This window comes from Nitrospira sp. NS4 (assembly GCF_049546785.1).
Taxonomy (GTDB): domain Bacteria; phylum Nitrospirota; class Nitrospiria; order Nitrospirales; family Nitrospiraceae; genus Nitrospira_D.
Map to the genome: position 1 here is coordinate 620836 of NZ_JBMWAN010000001.1, position 21300 is coordinate 642135.

A 21300-nucleotide genomic window follows, 5' to 3' on the forward strand; every position below is an offset into this window, starting at 1 on the left:
ACTTCTTGGATGCACCAGGGGGCATCAACCTTTTGGTTGGAGCCCGATCACACTCCATGCCGGATTCGAGCGGGTGGCCGGGAAGCGAGAAACCACTCACGGAGTCAGGTATGGTCTACACGGGTGATTGGGCGAATCCCAGACTGATATCACGCAGACCCTGCCGTAATATCTTGCCGGAAGGAGACTTGGGCAAAGCCGCTACGATGATAATTCCCTTGGGCCGTTTATACTGGACCAGTCGCTGCGCACAGAACGCGAGCAGATCCTGATCAGTCGCGCAACCGGCTTCCTTGAGCACCACCACCGCACATATCTTCTGCCCCAAAATGGGATCGTCGATCCCGACCACTCCTGCCTCCTGAACCTGATGGTGCTGCAGGAGCACGTCTTCAATCTCAGTGGGGCTGATGCGATACGCCCCCGACTTGATCATCTCACTGTTGCGCCCCTCAATCGTCAAATAGTTATCTTCGTCCAATCGTCCCATATCCCCGGTGTGAAGCCACCCATCTTGCAACACGTCCGCCGTCGTCTTCGGATCCTGCCAGTACCCCTGCATGATATTGTCACCCGATGCGCACACCTCGCCGATTTCACCGGGCCGCGCCGTCTCGCCGCCTTCCTTCACGATCTTCAAGGTGACCCCGGGAACGGCTCGACCAACAGACCCCTTTTTCACATCCAACAAATCAGGCGGAAGGTACGTTAACCGGGCAGCGGCTTCAGTCTGGCCATACATGAGGAAAATGCTTTTCCCTGGGAAAACCGACCGCAGGCGATTCAGCAATTCAGATGGCATGGGGCCACCTGCATGCGTGATATAGCGCAGGGACGGAAATGAATAGGACTTGAGATTGGATTGATTCAGCATGATCGCATACGTCGTAGACACTCCGGATAACCCGGTGACCCCCGTCTTCATCATGCTTTCCAGCACAACGTGGGGATAGACCAGGCTGTTCTCAATCACGAGCGTCCCACCGACAAACAAATGCGTCAGCATGACCGAATTGCCATAGGCAAAGGCGAACGGAAGCACCGCCATCACCGAATCATCCCTGGTAAGACGCAGATACTCGAGAATCGATCTGGTGTTGGCGATCAGATTCTTGTGCGTCAGCATGACGCCTTTCGGTTGTCCGGTTGAACCGGACGTGTATATGATCTGGGCCAGGTCGCCGGCAGCCTTTACGGCCCCCTTGCCTTGATGACACGCGATGACTTCGTCCGCCTTCAGGATGAATCGCAAGCCGGTTGACTCCAGATCCCGGGGGGTCCACTGTTTGATTGTCGGGGAGACAACCAGTCCCGTTGCACCGACATGGGAAAGAATGCGCATCACTTCCTGAAGCGGCACCTGCGGATGAATGGCCACCACGACGCCCCCGACTTCAAGCACCGCCAGATACGTCGCAATATATTCAGGCGAATTTTCCATCCAGACAATCGCCCGATCTCCCGCCGACAAGCCCGCATGGCTCAGCCGACTCTTCACCGACGCAACGAGACCTTTTAATTCCGCATAACTCCACTGCCGCCCCCTATGGACTACCGCCACCCTCTGAGGCCAGGAATCCATCGTATGAGCGATGACCTGCTCTAACCGCATATCCCTCCTGTTTTCCCCCACCAACCCTGTTTGCTCCAGGGCCCGAGCCGCTGCCGTCCCTTGATTATGCATATTGGGCGACGTAGTTGCCGGAAGCCTCCGAAGCCGTCTCTTGTCCACCTTGCCGGTATCGGTCTTTGGCAGCTCTTTGACGATCTCGATAACCTTGGGAACCATATAGTCTTCTAAACGCATAGCGCAGTGACGACGAATTTCCTGCAACTCTATCGCCACCCCCTCCTGCACCCGAACTACCGCTTTCACGAATTGACCAAGTGTCGGATCTGGGATGCCGACCACCGCAGCCTCTGCAATCCCTGTCATTGCACACAACACGTTTTCGACTTCGCGCGGGCTGACTTTGTGCCCTTTGGTCTTAATCAAATCATCCCTGCGCCCGACAAAATAATAGAACCCCTCTTCATCCGTAAAGAACAAGTCCCCTGTATGGAGCACCCTTTCGTGCGGCCAGACACCGGGTCTCAGCACTTGCGCGGTCTCTTCGGGCATTTCCCAATAACCCGCCATGACATGGGACCCTCTTACCACAAGCTCTCCGATCAGGCCCGGGCCGACTCTGTTCCCGCGATCATCAACGAGATACATCTCTTGATTCGGCATTCCCTTCCCGATCGAAGCCGGTCTTTTATCCAGCTGATCCGGCGGCAGATATGACACGCGCTTGCACTCCGTGAGACCGTACATCGAGAAAATTTTGGCCTGAGGAAACAGCCCCCGCAATTTTTCGATATGATGCGTGGGCAAGACCGCAGCGGTACTCGTAAGATATCTGAGCGACGAACAATCATATCTTGTGAGATCCATCTCAAGGAGCAGCGCAATGCTCGTCGGAACAAGCGGAAGTCCCGTCACTTTTTCCTGCGCAATTTTCCCCAGCACCGTGTGGGGATAGGAAAAAGACCGCTCAAGGACCACCGTGCCTCCGATCTTAAAGCCCATCAGCACCTGATACAGGCCGTAATCGAACGACAACGGCAGCATGCTGAGAATGACGTCGTCCGGCCGGTTTTCCAAATAGGTCGTAATGGACGTCGCCGCCGAGACTATATTCAGGTGGGTCAGCATCACCGCCTTTGGCACGCCCGTAGATGCGGATGTATAGATGAGCGCTGCGAGATCCAGATCGATATTCTGTTTGGGGGGCGGGCAGCAGGACTCACCTCTTCCGGCCAGGCACTGTTCAAACGTGACCACCGTCAGTGAATCTTGAGGCTGTCCCTTCAGGAATTGTCCCGTGACAATTGCCAGCTTAAGATGCGGCAAACGATTCACCTGCTCCCGCAACTGCGTGACGGCTGCGGGGGAACACAGGATCGTCGAGGCTCGACAGTTGTTCAACTTATAGAGCACTTTATCCGGCTTCGAGCTTGGACTGAGGAGGACAAACACCCCGCCCGCCTTCAAGGCCGCAAATAGCGCGACCACCGCCTCCACGGAGTTTTCCGTCCAGATCGCCACCCGATCTCCCCGACGCACACCAAGTTCCGCGAGCGAATAGGCGAGACGATTCGCCTGTTCCTCAAGGTCCCGGTAGGTCATCCTCCGGCTTCCCACAACGAGCGCCGGTTTCTCCGGGAAACGAGCTGCGCTGTTTTCTAAAAACTCCTCAACTTGCATGCGGGTTATCTCCGGTGATTCACCGACATCGAGCCCTTCCGCTCCACAAACCGAGTGACCGCATTGACTGAATCCAAATTGGCCGGAATGAGGTCCTCGTCCTCAACCTTGACTTGGAACTTCTCCTCCAGGAATGCCACCAATTCCAGCACGCCCGTTGAATCGATGATGCCCGAATCCAGAAAGGAGGTGTCACCGCTTAGCTCGACCTCTGTCCGTCCAAAGAGAAATTTATCCAACACATACTGCCGCACCTCTGCCTCGATTGATGTCATCTCATGCACTCCTTGGAAAGTTCTTGATAAACTGATCCACCACTAACTGCGTCGAAAGTATTCCGACCAATGCCATATTGTCTTTCACACTGATGATCTGGCCCTGCCTCGCCTTCTCCGAGAGTTTCCCGACAGATCCGGCGTCAAAGACGCCGCCCTCCGAGATCGCTCGAGGCGCAAGCAGTTCTTCTACATACTCAAATAACCTGCCCGCCTTGCCCCCCGCAAGAAAACTCTGACTATCGGGTGCGCGATACGGCTGTTTATGCCTGTTTCTGATGGCACGTGGTATCAGATCTCCGACGGCTTGCTTCAACAGATACTTTTCGTTCAAGACTTTCATTTTGAGCTGGGGAGAAAGACGGGACGCAAACTCTACGACGCGATAATCGAGAAATGGAAACCTCCCCTCAATAGAATGCGCCATCGCCATCCGGTCACCTTGCGATGACAAGATATAGCCCGGAAGAAGATAGGCCGCTTCAAGATACTGCGACTGCGAAAAGCTATCCCACTGTTTATAGCGAGCGGGCAGAAGCCCCTCGAGCACCGTCATGGCGTTACAGCCCTTGAGCGTATCCCTCGCCTCTTTCGAAAAGAATACTTTAAGCTTGGACGTGGTATCCCATCGAGGCAAGTGCGAGAAAAAGGGGCTTTCCAGGTCTTCCTTTCTCACGTGGAAGAATGCCCGCAGGTATGAATCGGATTGAGACTGGAGGTTCTTCATATAGGGATAGAGCCGCCTCAGGAGAATCGGGCGAAATTTTGAGCCCGGGTATTTTGCCCAGAATCGCCGGATTTTAGCCTCTTTGAAAATATCGTACCCCCCAAGCACTTCGTCGGACCCCTCCCCCGTAAGAACAACTTTATATCCCTGATCTCGAACCAGCCTGGACAAGAGAAAGAGCGGAGCCGGAGCAGTCCTCAGGACCGGTTTCTCCGTATGCCAAATCACTTCGGGGAACACCCGCCCGATATCCTGGGATGAACAGAGAACGCCCTGGTGATCCGTCTTCAGGAACGCGCTCGCCTCGTTTTGGAAACTGCTTTCATCAAACTCTTTATCCTCAAAAGCAACCGAGAATGTTTTCAGATGGGTTTTCCCCAGCTTGTTCACCAAGGCCGCGATTACGGTCGAATCGAGCCCCCCGCTCAGGTATGCCCCAACGGGCACATCCGACCGCAAGCGAATGCGCGTCGCATCCAGGAGTAACTCGAGCAGCGCTTCTCGAGCCTCCTCCTCATTTTCGAGGCCCTTTGAAGGGTTGTAATCAAGTGTCCAATAGGGCTGGACGCGCAGATTGCCGCGTTCCAGTACCAAAGAATGGCCAGGGGGGAGCTCTGACACCCCGGCAAAGATTGTCCGGGGGGGGAGAGTCACCCAAAAAGTAAATAACTCGTCGAGCGCCTCCATATCGATCGCCCGCCGCATGGAGGGAACAGCCAACAACGATTTGATTTCTGAAGCAAACGCAAATCCCTCAGGAGTTGTGGCATAAAACAGGGGGCGAACCCCGACCCGGTCGCGGGAAAGAAACAACCGCGCACTCCTGGAGTCCCAAATTGCAAACGCCCACTGCCCGTTCAGATATTGGACGCAATCTTCGCCCTTCTCTTCGTACAGGTGGATGATGACTTCTGTATCCGATTGGGTTTGAAAGCGGTGTCCCTTTTTGAGAAGATCTTCACGCAACTCCACATAATTGAAGATCTCGCCGTTGAAGGTGATCCAGACGGTCTTATCCTCGTTATGCATCGGCTGATGCCCCCCGCCAAGGTCAATAATGCTGAGCCTTGCATGGGCGAGCCCGACCGATCCTGACAAATGGAATCCTGCGGCATCGGGCCCCCGGTGATTGACCATGCCGATCATGCGCTGAAGCAGCGGTCTTTCAACGGGAGCGCTATTCTGCTTTACGATTCCTGCAATGCCACACATAGCGTTATCCAGCGCTTATCGGAGCGACAACTTCCCCTGGAAATCCGTCAACCCCTGTAATTATTCAACTGAGAACCGGCAATACGTCTGAAAGGAGGGTAAATTGACAAGCTACCGCCGACCCGGTACATGACCAGAAAGTTCTCTTGAGACATTACAACCTTGCCAGCTTAACACGTAACCGCTCAACCGCACACAGGAACCGAGCGTTTAGTAGGGGGAGGAATTGAGAGCTTGCAGGGCATCCATTCCTTAGTCAATCCATCCAGAAGAGTAATCCTGCTCCCCACAGCATTCGATCCTATCCCAAACTCACGAATTGACAATGGATTTCAGGTCTAAAACAACCCGCACTTGGCCTACCAGCATTTTCAGCAGAAGCATCGCCCGCTGCTGTCCGATCATCTCCCTCTCGAAGACCGCTTCTAACCCGCACAGGGGGCCTTCTTGAATACGAACTACATCGCCATGAGCAAATCTTGCCCTCTGGAGTACAGCCACTCCCCCTTGAAGCCTCTGCCGAATCCCGTCGATGATGTCACTACTGACCACGGCGGGGCCAGGTCCGAAAGAGACTACATTTCTGACACCGACCGCATACTGGACCATTCGTGACTGCGAGAGGATGAACTTCGCAAACAAATACCCCGGGAAAAGCGGGCTGACGACCGACTCCATCTTTCGCCTGATCATTTTATGTTCACTGATCCGTGGATAGAGCGTCTCAATCCCGGCTCGCGAAAGGCTCGCCTCAGCCAGGTACTCCTGGTGCGGCTTCGTCCGCACCACATGCCACTCCATCACCGAAGGCTCAGCCATGAAAACCTTCTCTCTCTCCCTGACAATGCCCATCACCGCTCAGTTCCGCCGACAACAGGCTCCAGCAGACCTTCCCTCGATGCACAAGCGGCACCAACCGGTTCAACCGCTTCCCTTATCGATGTAAACCTAAAATCCGTTACCAGCCGATGCAGGCGCGCTTCCGTTTTTCTCAGATTCAGGTAGTGGCGGAATCGGGACACGAGTGAGCCCTCCATCCTCGGCTGATCAGGGTCAAGCTCCCACGGATGCAGATACATAATTAAGGGATGCCCGTCAGCCGCTGCACGGGTGAGCAAACGACGCAAGACCGGATAGGGGTACAATCGAAAATATCCGCCCCCCGCGATCGGAAGACGAACAGGTCCCATCAGGACGGTGGAAGGAGGCACTTCCCACAAGGGGCCACTTGCAGTCTCTATCCGATGGCACCGGGGATTAGCTCCGGGCATACCGTACCGGTCATGCTGAACCGGGAAAATGCTTGAATCATACAGGTACCCTTCTTCCACAAGAATCGGGAGGGCCCATTGCGTTTTCGGGGTAATCGTAAAAGACGGCGCCCGATATCCATGAACAGGCTTCCCGATGATATCCTCGAGGATGCCCTTGCTCTTCCTGACATCCTCACGAAACTGACGGGGCTGTTGGGTTGTAATCATTTCATGGCCAAATCCATGAGAGGCGATTTCATGTCCATGACGAGCAATGGCCGTTACAAGGCTCTGATGTTTTAACGCAACCCAGCCAAGGAGAAAAAAGGTGGCATGAATTCCGTGGACGGAAAGGAGGGCCAGAATTTTATTGACATTCTGCTCAACCCGGCTTTCGCAATGATCCCACCCGCGCCTTCTCTCCTCCGACCAGAATGCGGCAACTTGAAAATGCTCTTCTACGTCGAATGAAAGCGCATGCACCCTCGCAGAATCCGTATTCATTCCGCTTAACGAGCCCCCTCGCCTAAGATAACGACTCTGGCGGTCTCAATGAGGATGCGGACATCTAAGGCGAACGTCATGTTCTTCACGTAATACAAATCGTACTGTAGCTTGGTGTGTGAATCCTCCGTTGAGGAGCCATAACGAAACTTCGTTTGCGCCCATCCTGTCACTCCGGGTCGAACAGTGTGCCGGATGTCGTAGTAGGGAATCGCTTTCCTCAGTTCCTCTACAAACACCGGCCTTTCAGGGCGCGGCCCGACGAGACTCATCTCTCCCTTCAACACGTTATACAACTGCGGCAATTCATCCAGCCGCAGCTTCCGGAGAATGCGCCCTACCCGCGACACCCGAGGATCATACTTTTCGGCCCAGCGCGGACCACTCTTTTCCGCATCCTGATGCATGGACCGAAACTTCCAGATCATGAACGGTTGTCCGCGTAAGCCGACACGCATCTGCCTGTAAAAGATCGCGCCGGGCGAATCTGCCTTGATTAGAAACCCGATTAGAATACACAGCGGTAGAGACAACACGATTCCCACCGAAGCAATGGACACATCAACAGCCCGCTTCAGTGCCGTCGTGATGGCACGCCGCTTAAAGCCGGTTGAGAAAATGAGAGCGCTTGGCCGGAGCTGGTCGATCGATAAACGCCCCAGCTCTTCCTCGTACATTTGGTGTCCGTCTATCACCTCGATGCCGACCGTCTTGCAGTCGAGGAGGGCTTGAACAGGAAGAACGGCCCGACGATCCTCAACGCAGACTGCGATCATACCCACCTGATACTGCTCAACAATTTCTCGCAAATTATCGTACGTCCCCAATACTTTGGGATTCCCGTTATGATCCCGATCGAGAAACCCCACCACCTCAACGGTTCTACGGTTGGATACGAGCGTCTTGCCCAACTCCATCGCTAGCAAGCCTGTCCCCACGATGAGCACTCTCTTTTTGAGTCCCCTGAAAAATGACGGGCTCTCAGAAGATATTGGAATCGGAGCAAGCTTCGCTTGTTGCTGCATCGTACTAGGCATGCTTGGTCGTCCCCGTGCCATAGTTGCCGTATTGATACATGTAATAGGGAGTGCTGACGGCATCAACACCGGTCAGCACGATATTGGCCGGGCAGCGGGCGCCCAAAGTCTTATAGGCATCCCCCACCACCTCGCGCCCTGTCCTTCCCGCCCGTATAACAAGGATCATTCTGTCAGCCATACTCGACAGAACGTTGACATCTGCCAAGGGGAATATCGGCGGGGCATCGATTATGATGTAATCAAAACGCGACCGGAGGACATGAAGTACCTGGGAAAGTTGCTTGATCTTCGACAGCTCCAGCATGTTTTTAGTTGAAGAGCCCGCCGGGAGAATCCACAGCGGCAGGTCCTCCATTTGATGCATGCAAGCGTCAAGCACCTCATCTCCGAGCAGATAATCCACGAGCCCCGGACTAGTGGGAGCATCCGTGTAAGCGTGCACCATCGGACGCTTCAAATCGCAGTCTATTAAGAGTGTCTTTTTATCCAATTCCTGAGCCAGAATGTAGCTCAAGTTCACAGCCGTTGAGGTTTTCCCTTCTCCGACGACCGCGCTGGTGATTACAGCCACGGTGCTTTTTTGGTCGGATGTCATCAGCGTAAACCGCGTGGCGGCAACACGGAATTGTTCGGCAACCATGGATCGGGGCGACCATTTCGCCACCAAGTTCCAGGAAGGGTACTGAACGTCACCCACTTTCCCGACGACTTGCCCCAGATCACCCGCGGCTAGAGCCCCTGCCAGTAATCGCCTCCCCCCCGCTGTTCGATCGGTGACCTGCCGTACATTTTCCCTCCCGCCAAAGACGGAAGAAAAATCAGGAATAGAGGCCAGCACAGAAACACCCAACATCGTCTCCGCTTCGTCCGAACGGCGGAACGCCGGTCTCAGCATTTCGAGGGCAAAAACCCCACCGAAACCGAGTCCGCATCCAACGACCAGCCCGCCAAGGAGAATGAGCGGTCGATTCGGCGACTCAGGAGTGGCGGGGAGATTGGCTGGGTCGAGGATACGAAACTGCTCCCCCTTTTGCCTTTTCTCTAAATTCTCCGCAAGCCGGGCGTTCAATCTTTTCTCGAGTAGCGATTGATAATTCTTCTGCATATTGTCATAGTCACGAACCAAAATCATGAGTTCCTGCTCACGAGCCGGTGCCCGCTCTACCCGCCCTTCATACTGTTTGACCTGCTCAAGCAGCCGGCGGAGCCGCTCTTTCAGAGCCTCCACTTCATTCTTCGCTTCATCTCTCTGCCTCATTAAATCTCGGAGCACTGGATCCAACAGCTTCGCTGATCCAGGCTTCACTTCATCCTTCGTGACTCCATACTTAACAGCCAGCTGAGACTTGATCGACTCTATTTCCTGACGCGTCTGGATGATATCCGGATACGTTTCACGATATTCAGCGGAAAGTGTCGCCAAGGTACGTTCGAGCTCTCCGAGTCGTACGATGAGGGGATCTCCCCCCCGCCCCTGATTTGTGGATGTTGTCGCGCCTGCAACCTGAGTGTTTGCGCTACTGACTGCCTCGCTGACTTGTTTTTCGAGAATTGCGACTTTATTGATTGCCCCCTGAATGCCTTCACGCGTCGCATTCACATCCATTTGCAGGCGGTCCAGGCTCCGAAGATTCGCCTCCGTTTGTTGAGGCAATTCGCCCATATATTTCTTCTTGAAGTCGCTGATCGACCGTTCCTGATCTTCGAGCTTCGCTTCAGCCATGTGCAATTCCTGCTCGAGAAAGGTGGAAGCCCCCTCAAGCATTTGCTCACGAATCTTTAGATTTTCCTCAATAAATTGCGAGGCAAATCTCTCCGTCACTTTCATGGCCGTGACCGGGTCTTCGTGAGCAAACGAGATAGAAAACCCTTCGATGGTATCTGGTCCCTTCGCATGCCCAACCTTGGATTTGGTGACATTTATTTTTTTCCGCATCCCCTCTATGACAGTCTCCCGTTGCTCGGAAGACATCTCAGGACGGAACAATTTGAAGTCCTCGGCAATCTGGGTTAACAATGACCGACTCATCACCAGTTGCTGAATGGCACTCAGGCGCCCTTCAATCGACCCCTCGACCCCTGATTTCACGTAGCTCTCAGGAATTTTCTGGCTCTCAACGAGAACAGTTGTGGTGGAGCGAAAACTCTTGGGCAACAGAAAACACAAGGCGACGGCGATGGCCAGTGAAACTGTCACACTGGAAACAATCAGCCATTTCCGGCGACGGACCATGCCGATATAGTCTTGGATGCGCAATTCGCTCGACGAGTTCATCGTTAGTTCCATTCTGCCGTGAGATACAACACTGCCGTCTGACGATCAAATTTAACATCAGGAGAACCGGCCTGGCCGTAGCTGTAGTTGCCCTGCGTTAGGGTCAAGCTCGCAACCATCCCTTGATAAACCCTGTAATTCACTGCCCCCGAGAAATCGTAAGACTCGAATCGTAGACCTTGCACGCCTCCAGTTGACTCGTTGTACCCATAATTCGCTTGTGCCGAGAGGCTCCAGTCACTACTGAGATTCTGAGAGAATGTCGCGTTCACTACATTGCTGATTAAAGCCGTTGCGGACACGAAAAAACTCGGATACACACCCCGTGAATACGTAAGCCCTGCGGATGTTCTGCCATCGGTCCACCCCAGCATCGCACGCATGGTCCAAATGAGCGTGTCCGGAAGAGTATTCAGAACTGTCACCCCGGGAGAAAGCTCTATCGTCCACTCGCGAGTGAATGATGATTTCCATGTCGCCATCACTCCGTGAGTGGCCACGCCATAGCCTGCCCCCACACCGGTATTCGGTTCAAAATCCATCTTTTGATACATATAGGACGCCCCTATCGATTCGGTAGCCGAGAGGAGATATTGAGGTCCTGCGGAAAAGACGTTGACGTTAGTATTGAAAAGCGCAGGCGGAGTGGTTCCGGGAGCGCTAGGGAAGGTTTGATTGAAAAATCGCATGATCTGATTCGAATAGGAGGCATTGACCAGCGTGACCGGTGTCATCGCATAGGTGCTCATTATGTTGGCCGAATTTGAGAGGTAGTTATTTCGAACGGTCTGGATTCCTCGAAGAAAGCTTGTTTCCGGCGCCTGTGGCGTCACAAACGCCATGGGCTGAGGAGTATATATAAACGAGTCCAGGATTCTGAGCCCAAGGCCCCGGACCATTCTTCCAACGAGGTTGTCGAATGATCCAGACAAAATGGCATTCCCTCCGACATAATTCAATTCAGGGTTTCTCGCGTAGAACTCTGCCACAGCGCCTCCGGTTAGGCTCCCGTCAACCAAATCGTCCCGATACTCCATACGAGCGCCGGGACGAATGCTCGTCACGAAATCGGATATTTTAGCCGGAGAAAAAAATACATTGGTATCATAGCGCTCGGAAAATGTGACTAAGGGCACCACCCGGCTGAAGGAACCGCCAGAGGAGCCTCTTACAACGTCAGATGCGCCAGATGCACCTGCCTGCCCGGGCGGTTGGCTGCCCCCACTCGGGGGAGGCTCTTGTGTTTGTCCACTCCCCTGGCTTTGAGTTTGCGCCATTGCGGTACCCGGGCAAGCTAAAAACAGGGAAATACCCCCACAGAGAATCCACAAGCGAGACAACGACATCATGCCCATCCAACCGCTAGGGCACAACAATCGTATCGCCCGATAAAAGCCTGAAGTTCCCTACTTGCCCTTTCCCCATCACCAGGTCGTCGTAGCGAACGGGAATACGTATTTGACGATCATCGCCGGAGCTATTCCGGGTGGACCTCATAACCGCCAGCTTGTTTTTCGAAGCATACTGGGTAAACCCTCCGGCCAGAGAGATCGCCTGGAGCACGGTGGCATAAGACTTCAGCGGGTACTTTCCAGGGCGCATAACTTCTCCCACGACATACACAAAATAGCTATTGATCTCCTTCACGCTTACTGACACGGAAGGGTTTTCCTTAAACTCAGACAATCGTTTCGAGATCCGTTCGCCCACCTGTGCCGCTGTCAGGCCACTCGCTTGCACATCCCCGATCAGCGGCAGAGAAATCATGCCATCCGGCCGCACGACCACTGTCCGGGACAAATCCTGATTTCTCCAGACGGTCACTTCCACAAGGTCTTCAGGCCCCAAAAGAAATTCCTTGGGAAGAGGCCGATTCACTTCCTCCACCGCCTCACGTGGAATCTCCGCACAAGCCGCTAAAAGCATCACCGCAAAACCAATCACCAGGCACATGCTTATAGACTGCCGCGCCTGATCCGCACACACACCTGACGACATTCCGTCTCTCCTCTGAACCTTCATGGGACTAAGACCATCGTTTCCGACGGCACCACGATTTGATCACCGGGTTTCAGCTCAATGTTTTGATTCGATCCGTCTCTCAACACAATGTCATCGTAACTGGCCTTGATCTTGATTTGGCCCGCGCCATCCTTTGCGAATCGAAACACAACCATCTTGTTTCTCGCGGCTGTGGGTGTAAAACCGCCAGCAACTGTAATCCCCTGCAGCAGGGTGGTCTTGCTCTTGAGGGGAAATTTCCCTGGGTGTGCTACTTCGCCCAACACATAAATCGCGTAACTATTTACCTCTTTCACAAGAATGGATACCTGGGGATTTTCCTTATACTCTTTCAACTTGGCGGAGATATCTTCGGCTAACTGAACCGTCGTTCTTCCGACTGCAGACACATCGCCGATGAGTGGAAGTGAGATTTTCCCGTCGGGACGTACCGTCACAGTCTTTGAAAGATCCGTATTTCTCCAAACAGTAATTTCCAATACGTCTTCGGGCCCAAGGATATAATCGGTTGTGACGATTAACGAGGACTTTTCAATTGCGTGATCGCTTGGAGCCGCCATGGGCGCCTTGCCGGGACTTTGAGCATTCGCCTCAGCCTCAAACATGACAACGCTCGCTACTAACGCCAGTACAGTCACAATATTCATCGCATCCCTCATACTCAGCCCCGAGAATGTGCCCGGACGAAACCTATAAGAAAAACGAGCTAGCGCCGTACCATCCTCCCTCAGATAAACCTGGCCCCCCCCGACAACAACACGATAACCATAGCCTCAAAAGCACCGAGCAAGAAGCGTTCCGCTAAAAAATAAATTTAAGCCCGACAAAGTGCGGACAATTACCGTTGGTCTTTCCGAATGGTAATTGCCTTGTCCACCGCACTTCAGCAAGCGTTGGTGTCTCCGCCACACTGATCGGCGTCGGAACGTAGACCTTCAACACCTGTTCAACCTCCGGCGCCTGATCCATCAGCAACAACATCCCCCCGCTGCTGATATTGAGCGATAATGCCCGCCCATCCGATGGTGCCACAGAAGAACGTTCGACCGGAGACGTCATCTCGTAGGGAATCGGTCTCAATAAGGCCACCCGCTCGCTGTGACTCTTCTGACAATCGATCGTTGACCACTCCCACGCTCCCTGTGCCACTGGATGCCTCCTCTGTAAGAATATCGTTGCTTTCGAACAATTAGCCGAGCACTCTCTCCTGGAGGACCTCACTGGCCATCTCGCCCAAGGCGCCAACGATAGCATGCGAGGCATGTGCGCTTTCTACCACTTTTCCCTCCGACAATACGTAGAACTATAGATGACCCGATCGGCCTGAACAATACCAATGAGGTAGGCTGCCTTTCTCTAATGTAGGTGTTGACTCCCTCGAAAGGGTTAGGTACTCTTTCTAGCGTTGGCCTCTATCGGGACTCTATCAAAGTTCACTGCGTTGTCTAGCTTAACTGTTCTATCCGACTAAACCCGCTGACTACTCCATGTCTGACGCCATTCACCAGACCGATCAATCAGATGGGCTTGCCGATCAACGGGCAGGATCGGGGATTGTGGTGCTCACGGCCTCCATGCAACTGCTCCATATGAACCGCCAGGCATCCGAACTCGCCAAAAAAATCAATGCCGCGGAACAGACCGGAAATGCAGCGAGATCTGCCCATGGAGTCCTTCCAGCAGCACTCACGGAACTGTGCGGAGAGATCATCAAAGCGCTACATGTGCGAACCGAGGCCAAGGATTGGGAGCAGTTTGAAATAAAGCGTGTCACGGGTGATCCGAATCAGCCTGTGTTACTTCGAGGATTTGGCCTTCCCGATCGTGGAGGAGTGGATCATGCCCGCCTCGTTGTCACGATGGAGGAATTAGGCAGGAAACAAAACCTCAATACAGATTTGGCCAGGGAGAAGTTTCAACTCACGAACCGTGAGCAAGCCGTCGTGGAACATCTGGCTAAGGGCTGGACAAACAAGGAGATTGCCAACGCTCTTCAAATCACGGAGCAAACAGTTAAGGAACACATCAAGCACATCATGCGCAAAACAACGGCGACTACAAGGACCGGAATTCTCGTTCAGATTTTTAATTCTTAACCCACCCACCGGTCATCTGTTGCAAAGACACAACAGTGAGCGATTAGCACAACACTCCAATCCGTATAACAGCAAGCATTCTCAATACATTCAATAACTTAAATGAAATTTAGCACGGCCCATTGATTGCACTTAGTTATGCAGTAGATAGATTTTAGTCTTCTCATATGGAGCCCATCGTGACTGTCTCTCTCAAAAACCAGATGATCGGAGGACTTATCGGGGTCCTGCTTCTGGCATCGGGCTGCCAGACAGGGGCACCTATCCAAACATCCGGGTTGGACAACTCCCGATTTATGACACTGTGGGAAACTTATACCCACTGCAAATCCACTTCGGACCTTAGTGCAACCCGCCTTGATATGGGCACGCTGAAGGAAGCAGCCTTGACGGATCACCAATATGAAGGATTCGTGCTCCCCATGCCGGTGAAGCTGGAACGCCTTGTTACGGCTCCGGCCACGCGCCTTTCCGTCGATGTACGGGCCATGGCCGCATCCTGTTCTCTCCATGCAGGACAAGTTGCCATGGGACAAGGACGGGTCGATCTTGCGCGCGAGGCCTTTTCAGAAGTCCTCACGCTTCATACTCAGGACGAAACTTCATCGTTCTATCTCGCTCAAGCCAAGAACTTCCTTGCTGAAATCGAGAATGGCGTTCAGATCTCCTTGAAGACTCCTTAACATCCCCACGTGCACATTCAACGTCTCGCCACCAGGCGTCGAAAAACCGCGGCATACTCCTTTGCTGCCCGTGCCCATGAGCTGTCGACAGCCATCCCCGCTTTTCTAAGAGAATCCCACGCTTCCGAATCCTCGTATACCTTTACCGCTAAGAGGATGGTTGAGAGCAAGGAATCTGCGGATAATTCATCAAAGTGAAACCCCGTCGCCTTCCCTTCCTGCACGGTGCGGGGCTTATAAGGCACCACCGTATCGGCAAGTCCTCCTGTTTTTCGAACAATGGGCACCGTCCCATACCGCAAACTATAGAGCTGACTCAGCCCGCATGGCTCATAGCGTGAGGGCATGACCAACATATCCGCCCCGGCTTCCACGCGATGCGCACGCCCTTCATCAAAGCCAATCGCTACACCGATCTGCCGTGGATAACGTGCCTGCGCTTCCCGGAACCGTTCTTCGAGATCCCGATCGCCCGTTCCAAGAATAACCAGTTGCACCCCGAGAGCCATCAACTCAGGGATGACCTCAGCGAGAAGATCAAACCCCTTCTGCGAGGTCAGCCGCCCGATCGCCCCGATCAGGGGAACTTCCGAATTCGGCAGACCCAACTCACGCTGCAATTCCCGCTTACATACCAGCTTGCCGGACAGGTCGCCCCCTGAATATCGAGCAGGAAGATACTGGTCTGTTTCAGGATTCCAGGAATCCACATCGATCCCGTTCGTAATCCCGAACACCCCGTCTTTGCGCCCGGCCAGCACTCCTTCCAGCCCAAACCCATAGGCGGGAGTCATGATTTCTTTCGCGTAGGTCGGGCTTACGGTCGACACCGCATCGGAAAACAGAATCCCGCCCTTCAACAGATTCACCGAACCGTAGAACTCCAGGCCCGCGGGGGTGAAGAGTGACGCCGGCAACCCCGTTGTCGGAAACTGATCGCCGGGAAAGAGTCCCTGATATCCGACGTTGTGCAACGTGAGCAACGTCTTCATCTTCTGAAGCTCCCCACGATCGCCCGCTTCGGTTTTCAAATACATCGCGCAGAGAGCCGTCTGCCAATCATGCAGATGCACCACCTGCGTCAGCTGACGCCCGGTGCGGACAAGGAACTCCAACACCTCAATAATGGCCCGGCTGAAAAACACGAAGCGCGCGAGGTTATCCGGATAGTCGCCCTCCCGCCCTTGATAGAGCCCCTCCCGATCAAAATAGGGATCATGCCGGACGGCCAAGACCCGCACCGGTCGGCTGCCAGGCCCAGCGGGAAGGAGATCCTCTTCGAGCGTTGCATCGATCAACCCTTCAGCCGTCCGCACGGGAATCGTGCCGACGATTCGAAGAGAGTGGCTCCTCGTGTGAAAGCTCCGGTAGCGCGGAAGAACCAGTGTGACCTCGTGCCCAAGCCTCGCCAATTCGCCAGGCAGGACACCGGCCACGTCCGCCAGCCCGCCGGTCTTGGCATAGGGCACCGCTTCCGATGCGGCCATTACAATTTTAAGAGAATCTGTATCGTGAGGTGCGGACATGCTCATAGAAGCCGAACAACTCTAGCGGGGTGGCGCCCCGTCAAGACGGGTTTTGAAGCGCTCCTCGTGCTGCCACACTTTCCCAAGCGTGTGAACCTCTTCTGCCTTGAGCTCTTCGCGATACACGAGCTGATCATCAAAAAACACCAGGAGCCAGCCCTGATCCGGATAGCCCAGAAACACACCTTCTCCGGCTTCGAAGCCCGCTTCCCATCCGACCGGAGCTTCGCCGACAGCGACCCGGGAGCGAGGAATCATCGATTTATCCGGCATGACGAAGAACTGCGTGAACTCACTATGGTGGTAGACCGGCTTGCCCCAGACATTTACCACAGCCTTGGGAGTGATTTGGAGGACGGTCAATTGGCGACTCTCCACCAACCGCTCCTGCTGCTCAAGCGGCGGCATGCTCTGACATCCGATCATGATCAGGAGTGCGAGGAATACCGGCACGGCGCTGACCGTCCGCATGCCGTCCCTCGACTGTTTGACTACGCTCTTCATGACGCCGACATCCTTTTTTCAGTTTATAACAATCGGCGGCTCTTCGGCTCCACCGGTTTCACCGGCTGACACACATCGCACTGACACAGCTGCCGCAAGAGCGCATAGGAGTAAATGCCTGTATCATGGCCGTCACTCCATGAGAACTGCAGCGCATACCGCCCCACCGGCTGAATGTCCTGCACCATGATAAACAACGGCACATCATCGGGCTTCAGACGGCGCTCGCCGGACCATTCATCAACACAAGCGGCGCAAGGGCAATGAAGGCGAAGCACGCGCACGGGATAGACCCCTTTGTGCCCATCGCTCCACTCGATGCCCAATACACCCTTATCAAGCCACTGCATGTCCTTGGGATACAGCTCTGCGCCCGTGCTCACGTCTACACCCTTCATGCTCACGTTAGACTGATGAAACGGAAGCCAGGAAGTCGACCGGCGGCAGCCGCCGTCCGGCCACTACCGTCACATACCCTTCAATCGCCTGCTCCACTTCGGCCCGCACCTGGCCGGTTGCCTTCAGACGTGTCACCAGCGCAGGCGCCATACGAATGGCCTGCTGCAGAAAGGAGAGACTCCCCCGCGACATCGCCACACAACGGGCCACCTGCCGCGCCGCGCAGCCGAGACAGACGAACCCGCCCGCCAGAGGGGAAAACTGCGGCTCACCCATCAGGCGCGCCTTTCCGCAGGCGGCGCAATGATCGGTTTGGGGGCGAAATCCTGTCAGGCCCAAAAGCCTGATTTGGAACAGCAGCGCCGTCAAGACCGGATCACGGCTGTCCTTCAAGGAGCTCAGCCCCTGCGCCAGAGTGTCGAAGAGATGCGGATCCGGATCCCCGTCCGGCGTCACCGCCCCCACGACATTAACCATACGAGCCGCGCAGGCGATCAGTGCCAGCTCTTCTCGCAACGACTGACAGGACTCCAGCACATCGACATGAGAAATACGATAGAGCGAATCGCCGGGCTTCTCAAACAAATTCAGATGGCACCGCGTGAACGGCTCGAGCGACGCCCCGAAGCGGCTTTTCAACCGTCTGGCTCCCCGGGCCACGCCGCGAATCTTTCCCAGTTCTTTCGTATAGAACGTGACGATCCGGTCGGCCTCACCCCATTTCCGGCTCTTGAGAATGATCGCGGCGGTCTTTACGAGAGGCATTGCCCAAAGCCCTTTCGCGGGACCAATACACCGGATGCCGCGATCGCGCCGCGCGTCACCGGAGATGTTCCAAGAACAGGGTGGCCAGCGTGAGATAAATCGTGATGCCGGTAATATCGTTGGCCGTCGTCACAAACGGACCGGCGGCAACAGCCGGATCCACACCCATGCGCTTCAGGATCACCGGCATGATGGTGGCCATACTGGTCGATACGAGAAAGGCAATGATCAGAGACGCTCCCACGACCATGCCCAAAAAGGCCTGATGCCAGGCCCACCCGACGACCGTCAGAATGATGCCGCACGCAAGCCCCATGAGTAAGCCGATCTTGACCTCGCGAAAAAACACCGACCGGACATCGGTCAGTTCGACCAGGCCGGTCGCCATCCCGCGAATAATCAGCGTCGACGATTGTAATCCCACGTTGCCGCCCATCGCCGCAATGACGGGAATGAAGCTGACAATGGCGACCACTTCCTGAATCGTCAAACGGAAATACCACAGAATGGCCCCTGACAGGAGGCTGCCGATGAGATTCGTAAAGAGCCACGGCAGCCGGACTTTCGCGGCTCCGAAGCTCGACGACTTGGAGACCGAGTCCTCCTCGATCGCACCTGCCATCTTGAGCATGTCTTCGGTGGCCTCTTCACGGATCACGTCCACCACGTCATCCACCGTAATGATCCCGACCAGGGTCCCGTCTTTCTCGACCACCGGAATCGCGAGCAGATTGTAGCTGGCCACCTGCCGCGCCACTTCCTCCTGATCCATATCGACGGCCACGCTGATCACGTCGCGCGCCATCAGATTCTTAAGCGGCGTCGCCGGCGGAACCGTCAGCAACTGGCGGAGCGAGAGCACGCCGACCAAGTGCTCTTCCTTGTCGGTGACATAGATGTAAAAGACCATCTCGGCATCGGTCGCCTGCTGCAGTCGCCGGATCGCCTCCTGCGCGGTCGCGTCCTCGGGCAGCGAGAAGAACTCGGTGGTCATGATGCCGCCGGCCGTATCCTTCGGATACTTGAGAATATCGGCGACTTCGGTCGAATCCTCCGTCTTCATCAGGGCCAGGATTTCCTTGCCCCGCTCTTCAGGGAGGAACCCGAGAATGTAGGCCACGTCGTCCGGCCCCAAATCTTTGAGGAGCCACGCGATGTCGGAATGCAGCAGATCGGCCAGCACTTGCTGGATGCTGTCGCCGTCGAGCTCGCTCAGCACCTGCCCGCGCTTCATTTCTCCGCGAACCAGCTCGAACACTTCTCGCTTTTCTTTAGGGGACGAGAGGTGGGTGATAACCTTCGCGACATCCGCCGGGTGCATGCGGCCCAGCATCTTCGCCAAATTCGTGATCGCGCCGCGGCGGAGCAGCCGCTGTACGGAGAGCAGGACGATATCCGACTTCGTCTGCCCGCGCTCCGCCTGATCGCGGAAGGTCTCACGAATCACATCCCGTTCAGACGAACGCGGGCGCGCTTCGCCGGGCTTCACTTCGAGTGGTTTTTCGGTTGGCTGCATCACAGATCTATCAATAGCCCAATTCGGCCAGCGTCTGCTCGTCTTCCCGCCAGGATTCCCGCACCTTAACCCACACTTCCAGAAACACCTTCATCCGAAACAGCCGCTCCATATCCAGCCGCGCCTGCGTGCTGATCGCCTTCAACCGGTCCCCATGTTTCCCGATGAGAATCCCCTTCTGGGTTTCACGCTCCACCAGAATCACGGCATGAATACGGGCCAGCTTGCCTTCTTCCACAAACTGCTCGATCTCCACCGCCACCGAATAGGGCACTTCCTGCTCCGTCGCCTGGAGAATCTTCTCACGGATCATCTCCGCCGCCAGCGTGCGCATGGACTGATCGGTGATCATATCCTCCCCGTACACCCCTTCGCCTTCGGGAAGGTGCGCCACCGTCACGGCCAGCAACCGATCAACATTGTCCCCCGTTTCCGCGGACACCGGCACGACTTCCGTCCAGTCAAACAACCTGGCGTAAGCCTCAATGACGGGGAGCAGCTTCAGTTTATTGACCAGATCGACCTTGTTGATGACCAGGATGACCGGCCGAGGATGGGCAGCCAGCGCGGTTTTCACATGGCCGATCGCCGCCAGATCGCCGGGCCCCGGCAGATGAATGGCCTCCATGATCACATACAACACATCGGCGTCGTCCAGCGTTTCCACTGTCGTCCGCACCATCCGGCGATTCAACAGATGGTCGGGCTTGTGCAGACCCGGCGTGTCGAGAAACGCAATCTGCGCGCCCGGCACATGGGCGACGCCAAGGATTCTCGTGCGCGTCGTCTGCGGCTTCTCCGAGACAATCGCAATCTTTTCGCCCAACAGCCGATTCATCAACGTCGACTTCCCGACGTTGGAGCGGCCGATGATCGCCACCGTCCCGAACTTCATCGACCCTCCGGAAGGAGCCGCTCTTTCGCTGACTCCGGTGAAAGCTGATACACCGTCTCCCCCTTTCGGACATATCCCAACCGCTCTCGAGCCAATTGCTCGATCTTGGCCGGATCGTGCTGTAACCGCGTGATCTCTCCGCGCAACCCGCCATTCTCCTGCCGCAACGCCAGAATCTCGCGATCCAATTGGGCCGCATGACCGCGCATCGCCAGATAGCGGGGCAGCCCCATCTCACCGAAGAACAGCGCCACCAGCAGCCAGACGCAAGCCCCCGCCCCGATCACCTGGGCCACGGTCACCATGCGCCGCTGCCAATCCAGCCACTGCCGTCCGCGGTTTTGCTTAATGATCATGC

20 protein-coding genes are annotated in these 21300 nt (G+C 55.2%); 2 read left to right on the top strand and 18 right to left on the bottom strand.

Annotated features, from left to right (window positions below; genetic code table 11):
- Positions 1–115 precede the first annotated feature (115 nt).
- From ACO9S2_RS02680 to ACO9S2_RS02730, 11 genes are all read right to left on the bottom strand, one after another.
- Positions 116–3250, bottom strand: a complete 3135-nt coding sequence (locus ACO9S2_RS02680; RefSeq protein ID WP_423720295.1) for a class I adenylate-forming enzyme family protein — start codon at positions 3248–3250, stop codon at positions 116–118.
- A 5-nt stretch (positions 3251–3255) separates the two neighbouring features.
- Positions 3256–3525 carry an acyl carrier protein gene (locus ACO9S2_RS02685; RefSeq protein ID WP_423720297.1) on the bottom strand — a complete coding sequence of 90 codons (270 nt, stop codon included), beginning with the start codon at positions 3523–3525 and terminating at the stop codon, positions 3256–3258.
- 1 nt (position 3526) lies between these two features.
- Complete coding sequence (asnB, locus tag ACO9S2_RS02690) at positions 3527–5464, bottom strand: asparagine synthase (glutamine-hydrolyzing) (protein WP_423720298.1); 1938 nt, start codon at positions 5462–5464, stop codon at positions 3527–3529.
- Positions 5465–5776: 312 nt separating this feature from the next.
- Positions 5777–6283: a transcription termination/antitermination NusG family protein gene (locus ACO9S2_RS02695; protein WP_423720299.1), complete on the bottom strand. Its 507-nt coding sequence runs from the start codon at positions 6281–6283 to the stop codon at positions 5777–5779.
- Positions 6284–6315: 32 nt separating this feature from the next.
- Positions 6316–7221, bottom strand: a complete 906-nt coding sequence (locus ACO9S2_RS02700; RefSeq protein ID WP_423720301.1) for an XrtA system polysaccharide deacetylase — start codon at positions 7219–7221, stop codon at positions 6316–6318.
- Between the two features lie 5 nt (positions 7222–7226).
- A complete protein-coding gene (locus ACO9S2_RS02705) occupies positions 7227–8321 on the bottom strand; it encodes a TIGR03013 family XrtA/PEP-CTERM system glycosyltransferase (RefSeq protein WP_423720303.1) in 1095 nt (364 codons plus the stop codon).
- Positions 8251–10536 (bottom strand): XrtA system polysaccharide chain length determinant, encoded by a 2286-nt coding sequence (locus ACO9S2_RS02710; RefSeq protein ID WP_423720304.1) that lies wholly within the window; start codon positions 10534–10536, stop codon positions 8251–8253. Before ACO9S2_RS02710 ends, ACO9S2_RS02705 begins: the two co-directional genes overlap by 71 nt.
- A gap of 2 nt (positions 10537–10538) precedes the next feature.
- A complete protein-coding gene (locus ACO9S2_RS02715) occupies positions 10539–11885 on the bottom strand; it encodes a hypothetical protein (RefSeq protein WP_423720305.1) in 1347 nt (448 codons plus the stop codon).
- Between the two features lie 13 nt (positions 11886–11898).
- Positions 11899–12489 carry a polysaccharide biosynthesis/export family protein gene (locus tag ACO9S2_RS02720; RefSeq protein ID WP_423720306.1) on the bottom strand — a complete coding sequence of 197 codons (591 nt, stop codon included), beginning with the start codon at positions 12487–12489 and terminating at the stop codon, positions 11899–11901.
- A gap of 65 nt (positions 12490–12554) precedes the next feature.
- On the bottom strand, positions 12555–13205 hold the full coding sequence (locus ACO9S2_RS02725) for a polysaccharide biosynthesis/export family protein (RefSeq protein WP_423720307.1): 651 nt from the start codon (positions 13203–13205) through the stop codon (positions 12555–12557).
- 154 nt (positions 13206–13359) lie between these two features.
- Positions 13360–13707 carry a PilZ domain-containing protein gene (locus ACO9S2_RS02730; protein ID WP_423720309.1) on the bottom strand — a complete coding sequence of 116 codons (348 nt, stop codon included), beginning with the start codon at positions 13705–13707 and terminating at the stop codon, positions 13360–13362.
- Positions 13708–14045: 338 nt separating this feature from the next.
- On the opposite strand from ACO9S2_RS02730, the gene ACO9S2_RS02735 reads away from it, so the two are divergent.
- Together ACO9S2_RS02735 and ACO9S2_RS02740 are read left to right on the top strand one after the other, a co-directional pair.
- Positions 14046–14654 carry a response regulator transcription factor gene (locus ACO9S2_RS02735; RefSeq protein ID WP_423720310.1) on the top strand — a complete coding sequence of 203 codons (609 nt, stop codon included), beginning with the start codon at positions 14046–14048 and terminating at the stop codon, positions 14652–14654.
- 386 nt (positions 14655–15040) lie between these two features.
- Positions 15041–15337, top strand: a complete 297-nt coding sequence (locus tag ACO9S2_RS02740) for a hypothetical protein (RefSeq protein WP_423720311.1) — start codon at positions 15041–15043, stop codon at positions 15335–15337.
- A gap of 17 nt (positions 15338–15354) precedes the next feature.
- Here ACO9S2_RS02740 and glgA read toward each other — a convergent pair whose 3' ends face one another.
- Genes glgA through ACO9S2_RS02775 form a run of 7 tightly spaced genes read right to left on the bottom strand, consistent with a single transcriptional unit; the run spans position 15355 to position 21298 of the window.
- Positions 15355–16824 (bottom strand): glycogen synthase GlgA, encoded by a 1470-nt coding sequence (gene glgA, locus ACO9S2_RS02745; RefSeq protein ID WP_423720312.1) that lies wholly within the window; start codon positions 16822–16824, stop codon positions 15355–15357.
- 60 nt (positions 16825–16884) lie between these two features.
- The gene (locus ACO9S2_RS02750; RefSeq protein ID WP_423720313.1) at positions 16885–17367 is read right to left on the bottom strand and encodes a hypothetical protein; all 483 of its coding nucleotides are present in this window, start codon (positions 17365–17367) and stop codon (positions 16885–16887) included.
- Between the two features lie 23 nt (positions 17368–17390).
- Positions 17391–17750, bottom strand: coding sequence for a gamma-butyrobetaine hydroxylase-like domain-containing protein (locus ACO9S2_RS02755; RefSeq protein ID WP_423720314.1), 360 nt, complete (start codon positions 17748–17750; stop codon positions 17391–17393).
- 22 nt (positions 17751–17772) lie between these two features.
- The gene (recO, locus tag ACO9S2_RS02760; protein WP_423720315.1) at positions 17773–18531 is read right to left on the bottom strand and encodes a DNA repair protein RecO; all 759 of its coding nucleotides are present in this window, start codon (positions 18529–18531) and stop codon (positions 17773–17775) included.
- A gap of 55 nt (positions 18532–18586) precedes the next feature.
- Positions 18587–20047: a magnesium transporter gene (mgtE, locus tag ACO9S2_RS02765; RefSeq protein WP_423720702.1), complete on the bottom strand. Its 1461-nt coding sequence runs from the start codon at positions 20045–20047 to the stop codon at positions 18587–18589.
- A gap of 10 nt (positions 20048–20057) precedes the next feature.
- Positions 20058–20942 (bottom strand): GTPase Era, encoded by an 885-nt coding sequence (era, locus tag ACO9S2_RS02770; RefSeq protein ID WP_423720316.1) that lies wholly within the window; start codon positions 20940–20942, stop codon positions 20058–20060.
- Complete coding sequence (locus ACO9S2_RS02775) at positions 20939–21298, bottom strand: FtsB family cell division protein (protein WP_423720318.1); 360 nt, start codon at positions 21296–21298, stop codon at positions 20939–20941. Before ACO9S2_RS02775 ends, era begins: the two co-directional genes overlap by 4 nt.
- Positions 21299–21300 lie beyond the last annotated feature (2 nt).

Excerpts from the sequence above, each read along its gene's own strand:
- mgtE (WP_423720702.1), bottom strand. The coding sequence starts at position 20,047 with ATGCAGCCAACCGAAAAACCACTCGAAGTGAAGCCCGGCGAAGCGCGC.
- ACO9S2_RS02710 (WP_423720304.1), bottom strand. The coding sequence starts at position 10,536 with ATGAACTCGTCGAGCGAATTGCGCATCCAAGACTATATCGGCATGGTC.
- ACO9S2_RS02750 (WP_423720313.1), bottom strand. The coding sequence starts at position 17,367 with ATGAAGAGCGTAGTCAAACAGTCGAGGGACGGCATGCGGACGGTCAGC.
- ACO9S2_RS02720 (WP_423720306.1), bottom strand. The coding sequence starts at position 12,489 with ATGTGCCTGGTGATTGGTTTTGCGGTGATGCTTTTAGCGGCTTGTGCG.
- glgA (WP_423720312.1), bottom strand. The coding sequence starts at position 16,824 with ATGGCCGCATCGGAAGCGGTGCCCTATGCCAAGACCGGCGGGCTGGCG.
- ACO9S2_RS02700 (WP_423720301.1), bottom strand. The coding sequence starts at position 7,221 with ATGAATACGGATTCTGCGAGGGTGCATGCGCTTTCATTCGACGTAGAA.
- ACO9S2_RS02685 (WP_423720297.1), bottom strand. The coding sequence starts at position 3,525 with ATGACATCAATCGAGGCAGAGGTGCGGCAGTATGTGTTGGATAAATTT.
- ACO9S2_RS02680 (WP_423720295.1), bottom strand. The coding sequence starts at position 3,250 with ATGCAAGTTGAGGAGTTTTTAGAAAACAGCGCAGCTCGTTTCCCGGAG.
- ACO9S2_RS02725 (WP_423720307.1), bottom strand. The coding sequence starts at position 13,205 with ATGAATATTGTGACTGTACTGGCGTTAGTAGCGAGCGTTGTCATGTTT.
- ACO9S2_RS02735 (WP_423720310.1), top strand. The coding sequence starts at position 14,046 with ATGTCTGACGCCATTCACCAGACCGATCAATCAGATGGGCTTGCCGAT.
- asnB (WP_423720298.1), bottom strand. The coding sequence starts at position 5,464 with ATGTGTGGCATTGCAGGAATCGTAAAGCAGAATAGCGCTCCCGTTGAA.
- ACO9S2_RS02695 (WP_423720299.1), bottom strand. The coding sequence starts at position 6,283 with ATGGCTGAGCCTTCGGTGATGGAGTGGCATGTGGTGCGGACGAAGCCG.
- ACO9S2_RS02705 (WP_423720303.1), bottom strand. The coding sequence starts at position 8,321 with ATGCCGTCAGCACTCCCTATTACATGTATCAATACGGCAACTATGGCA.
- era (WP_423720316.1), bottom strand. The coding sequence starts at position 20,942 with ATGAAGTTCGGGACGGTGGCGATCATCGGCCGCTCCAACGTCGGGAAG.
- recO (WP_423720315.1), bottom strand. The coding sequence starts at position 18,531 with ATGCCTCTCGTAAAGACCGCCGCGATCATTCTCAAGAGCCGGAAATGG.
- ACO9S2_RS02775 (WP_423720318.1), bottom strand. The coding sequence starts at position 21,298 with ATGATCATTAAGCAAAACCGCGGACGGCAGTGGCTGGATTGGCAGCGG.
- ACO9S2_RS02715 (WP_423720305.1), bottom strand. The coding sequence starts at position 11,885 with ATGATGTCGTTGTCTCGCTTGTGGATTCTCTGTGGGGGTATTTCCCTG.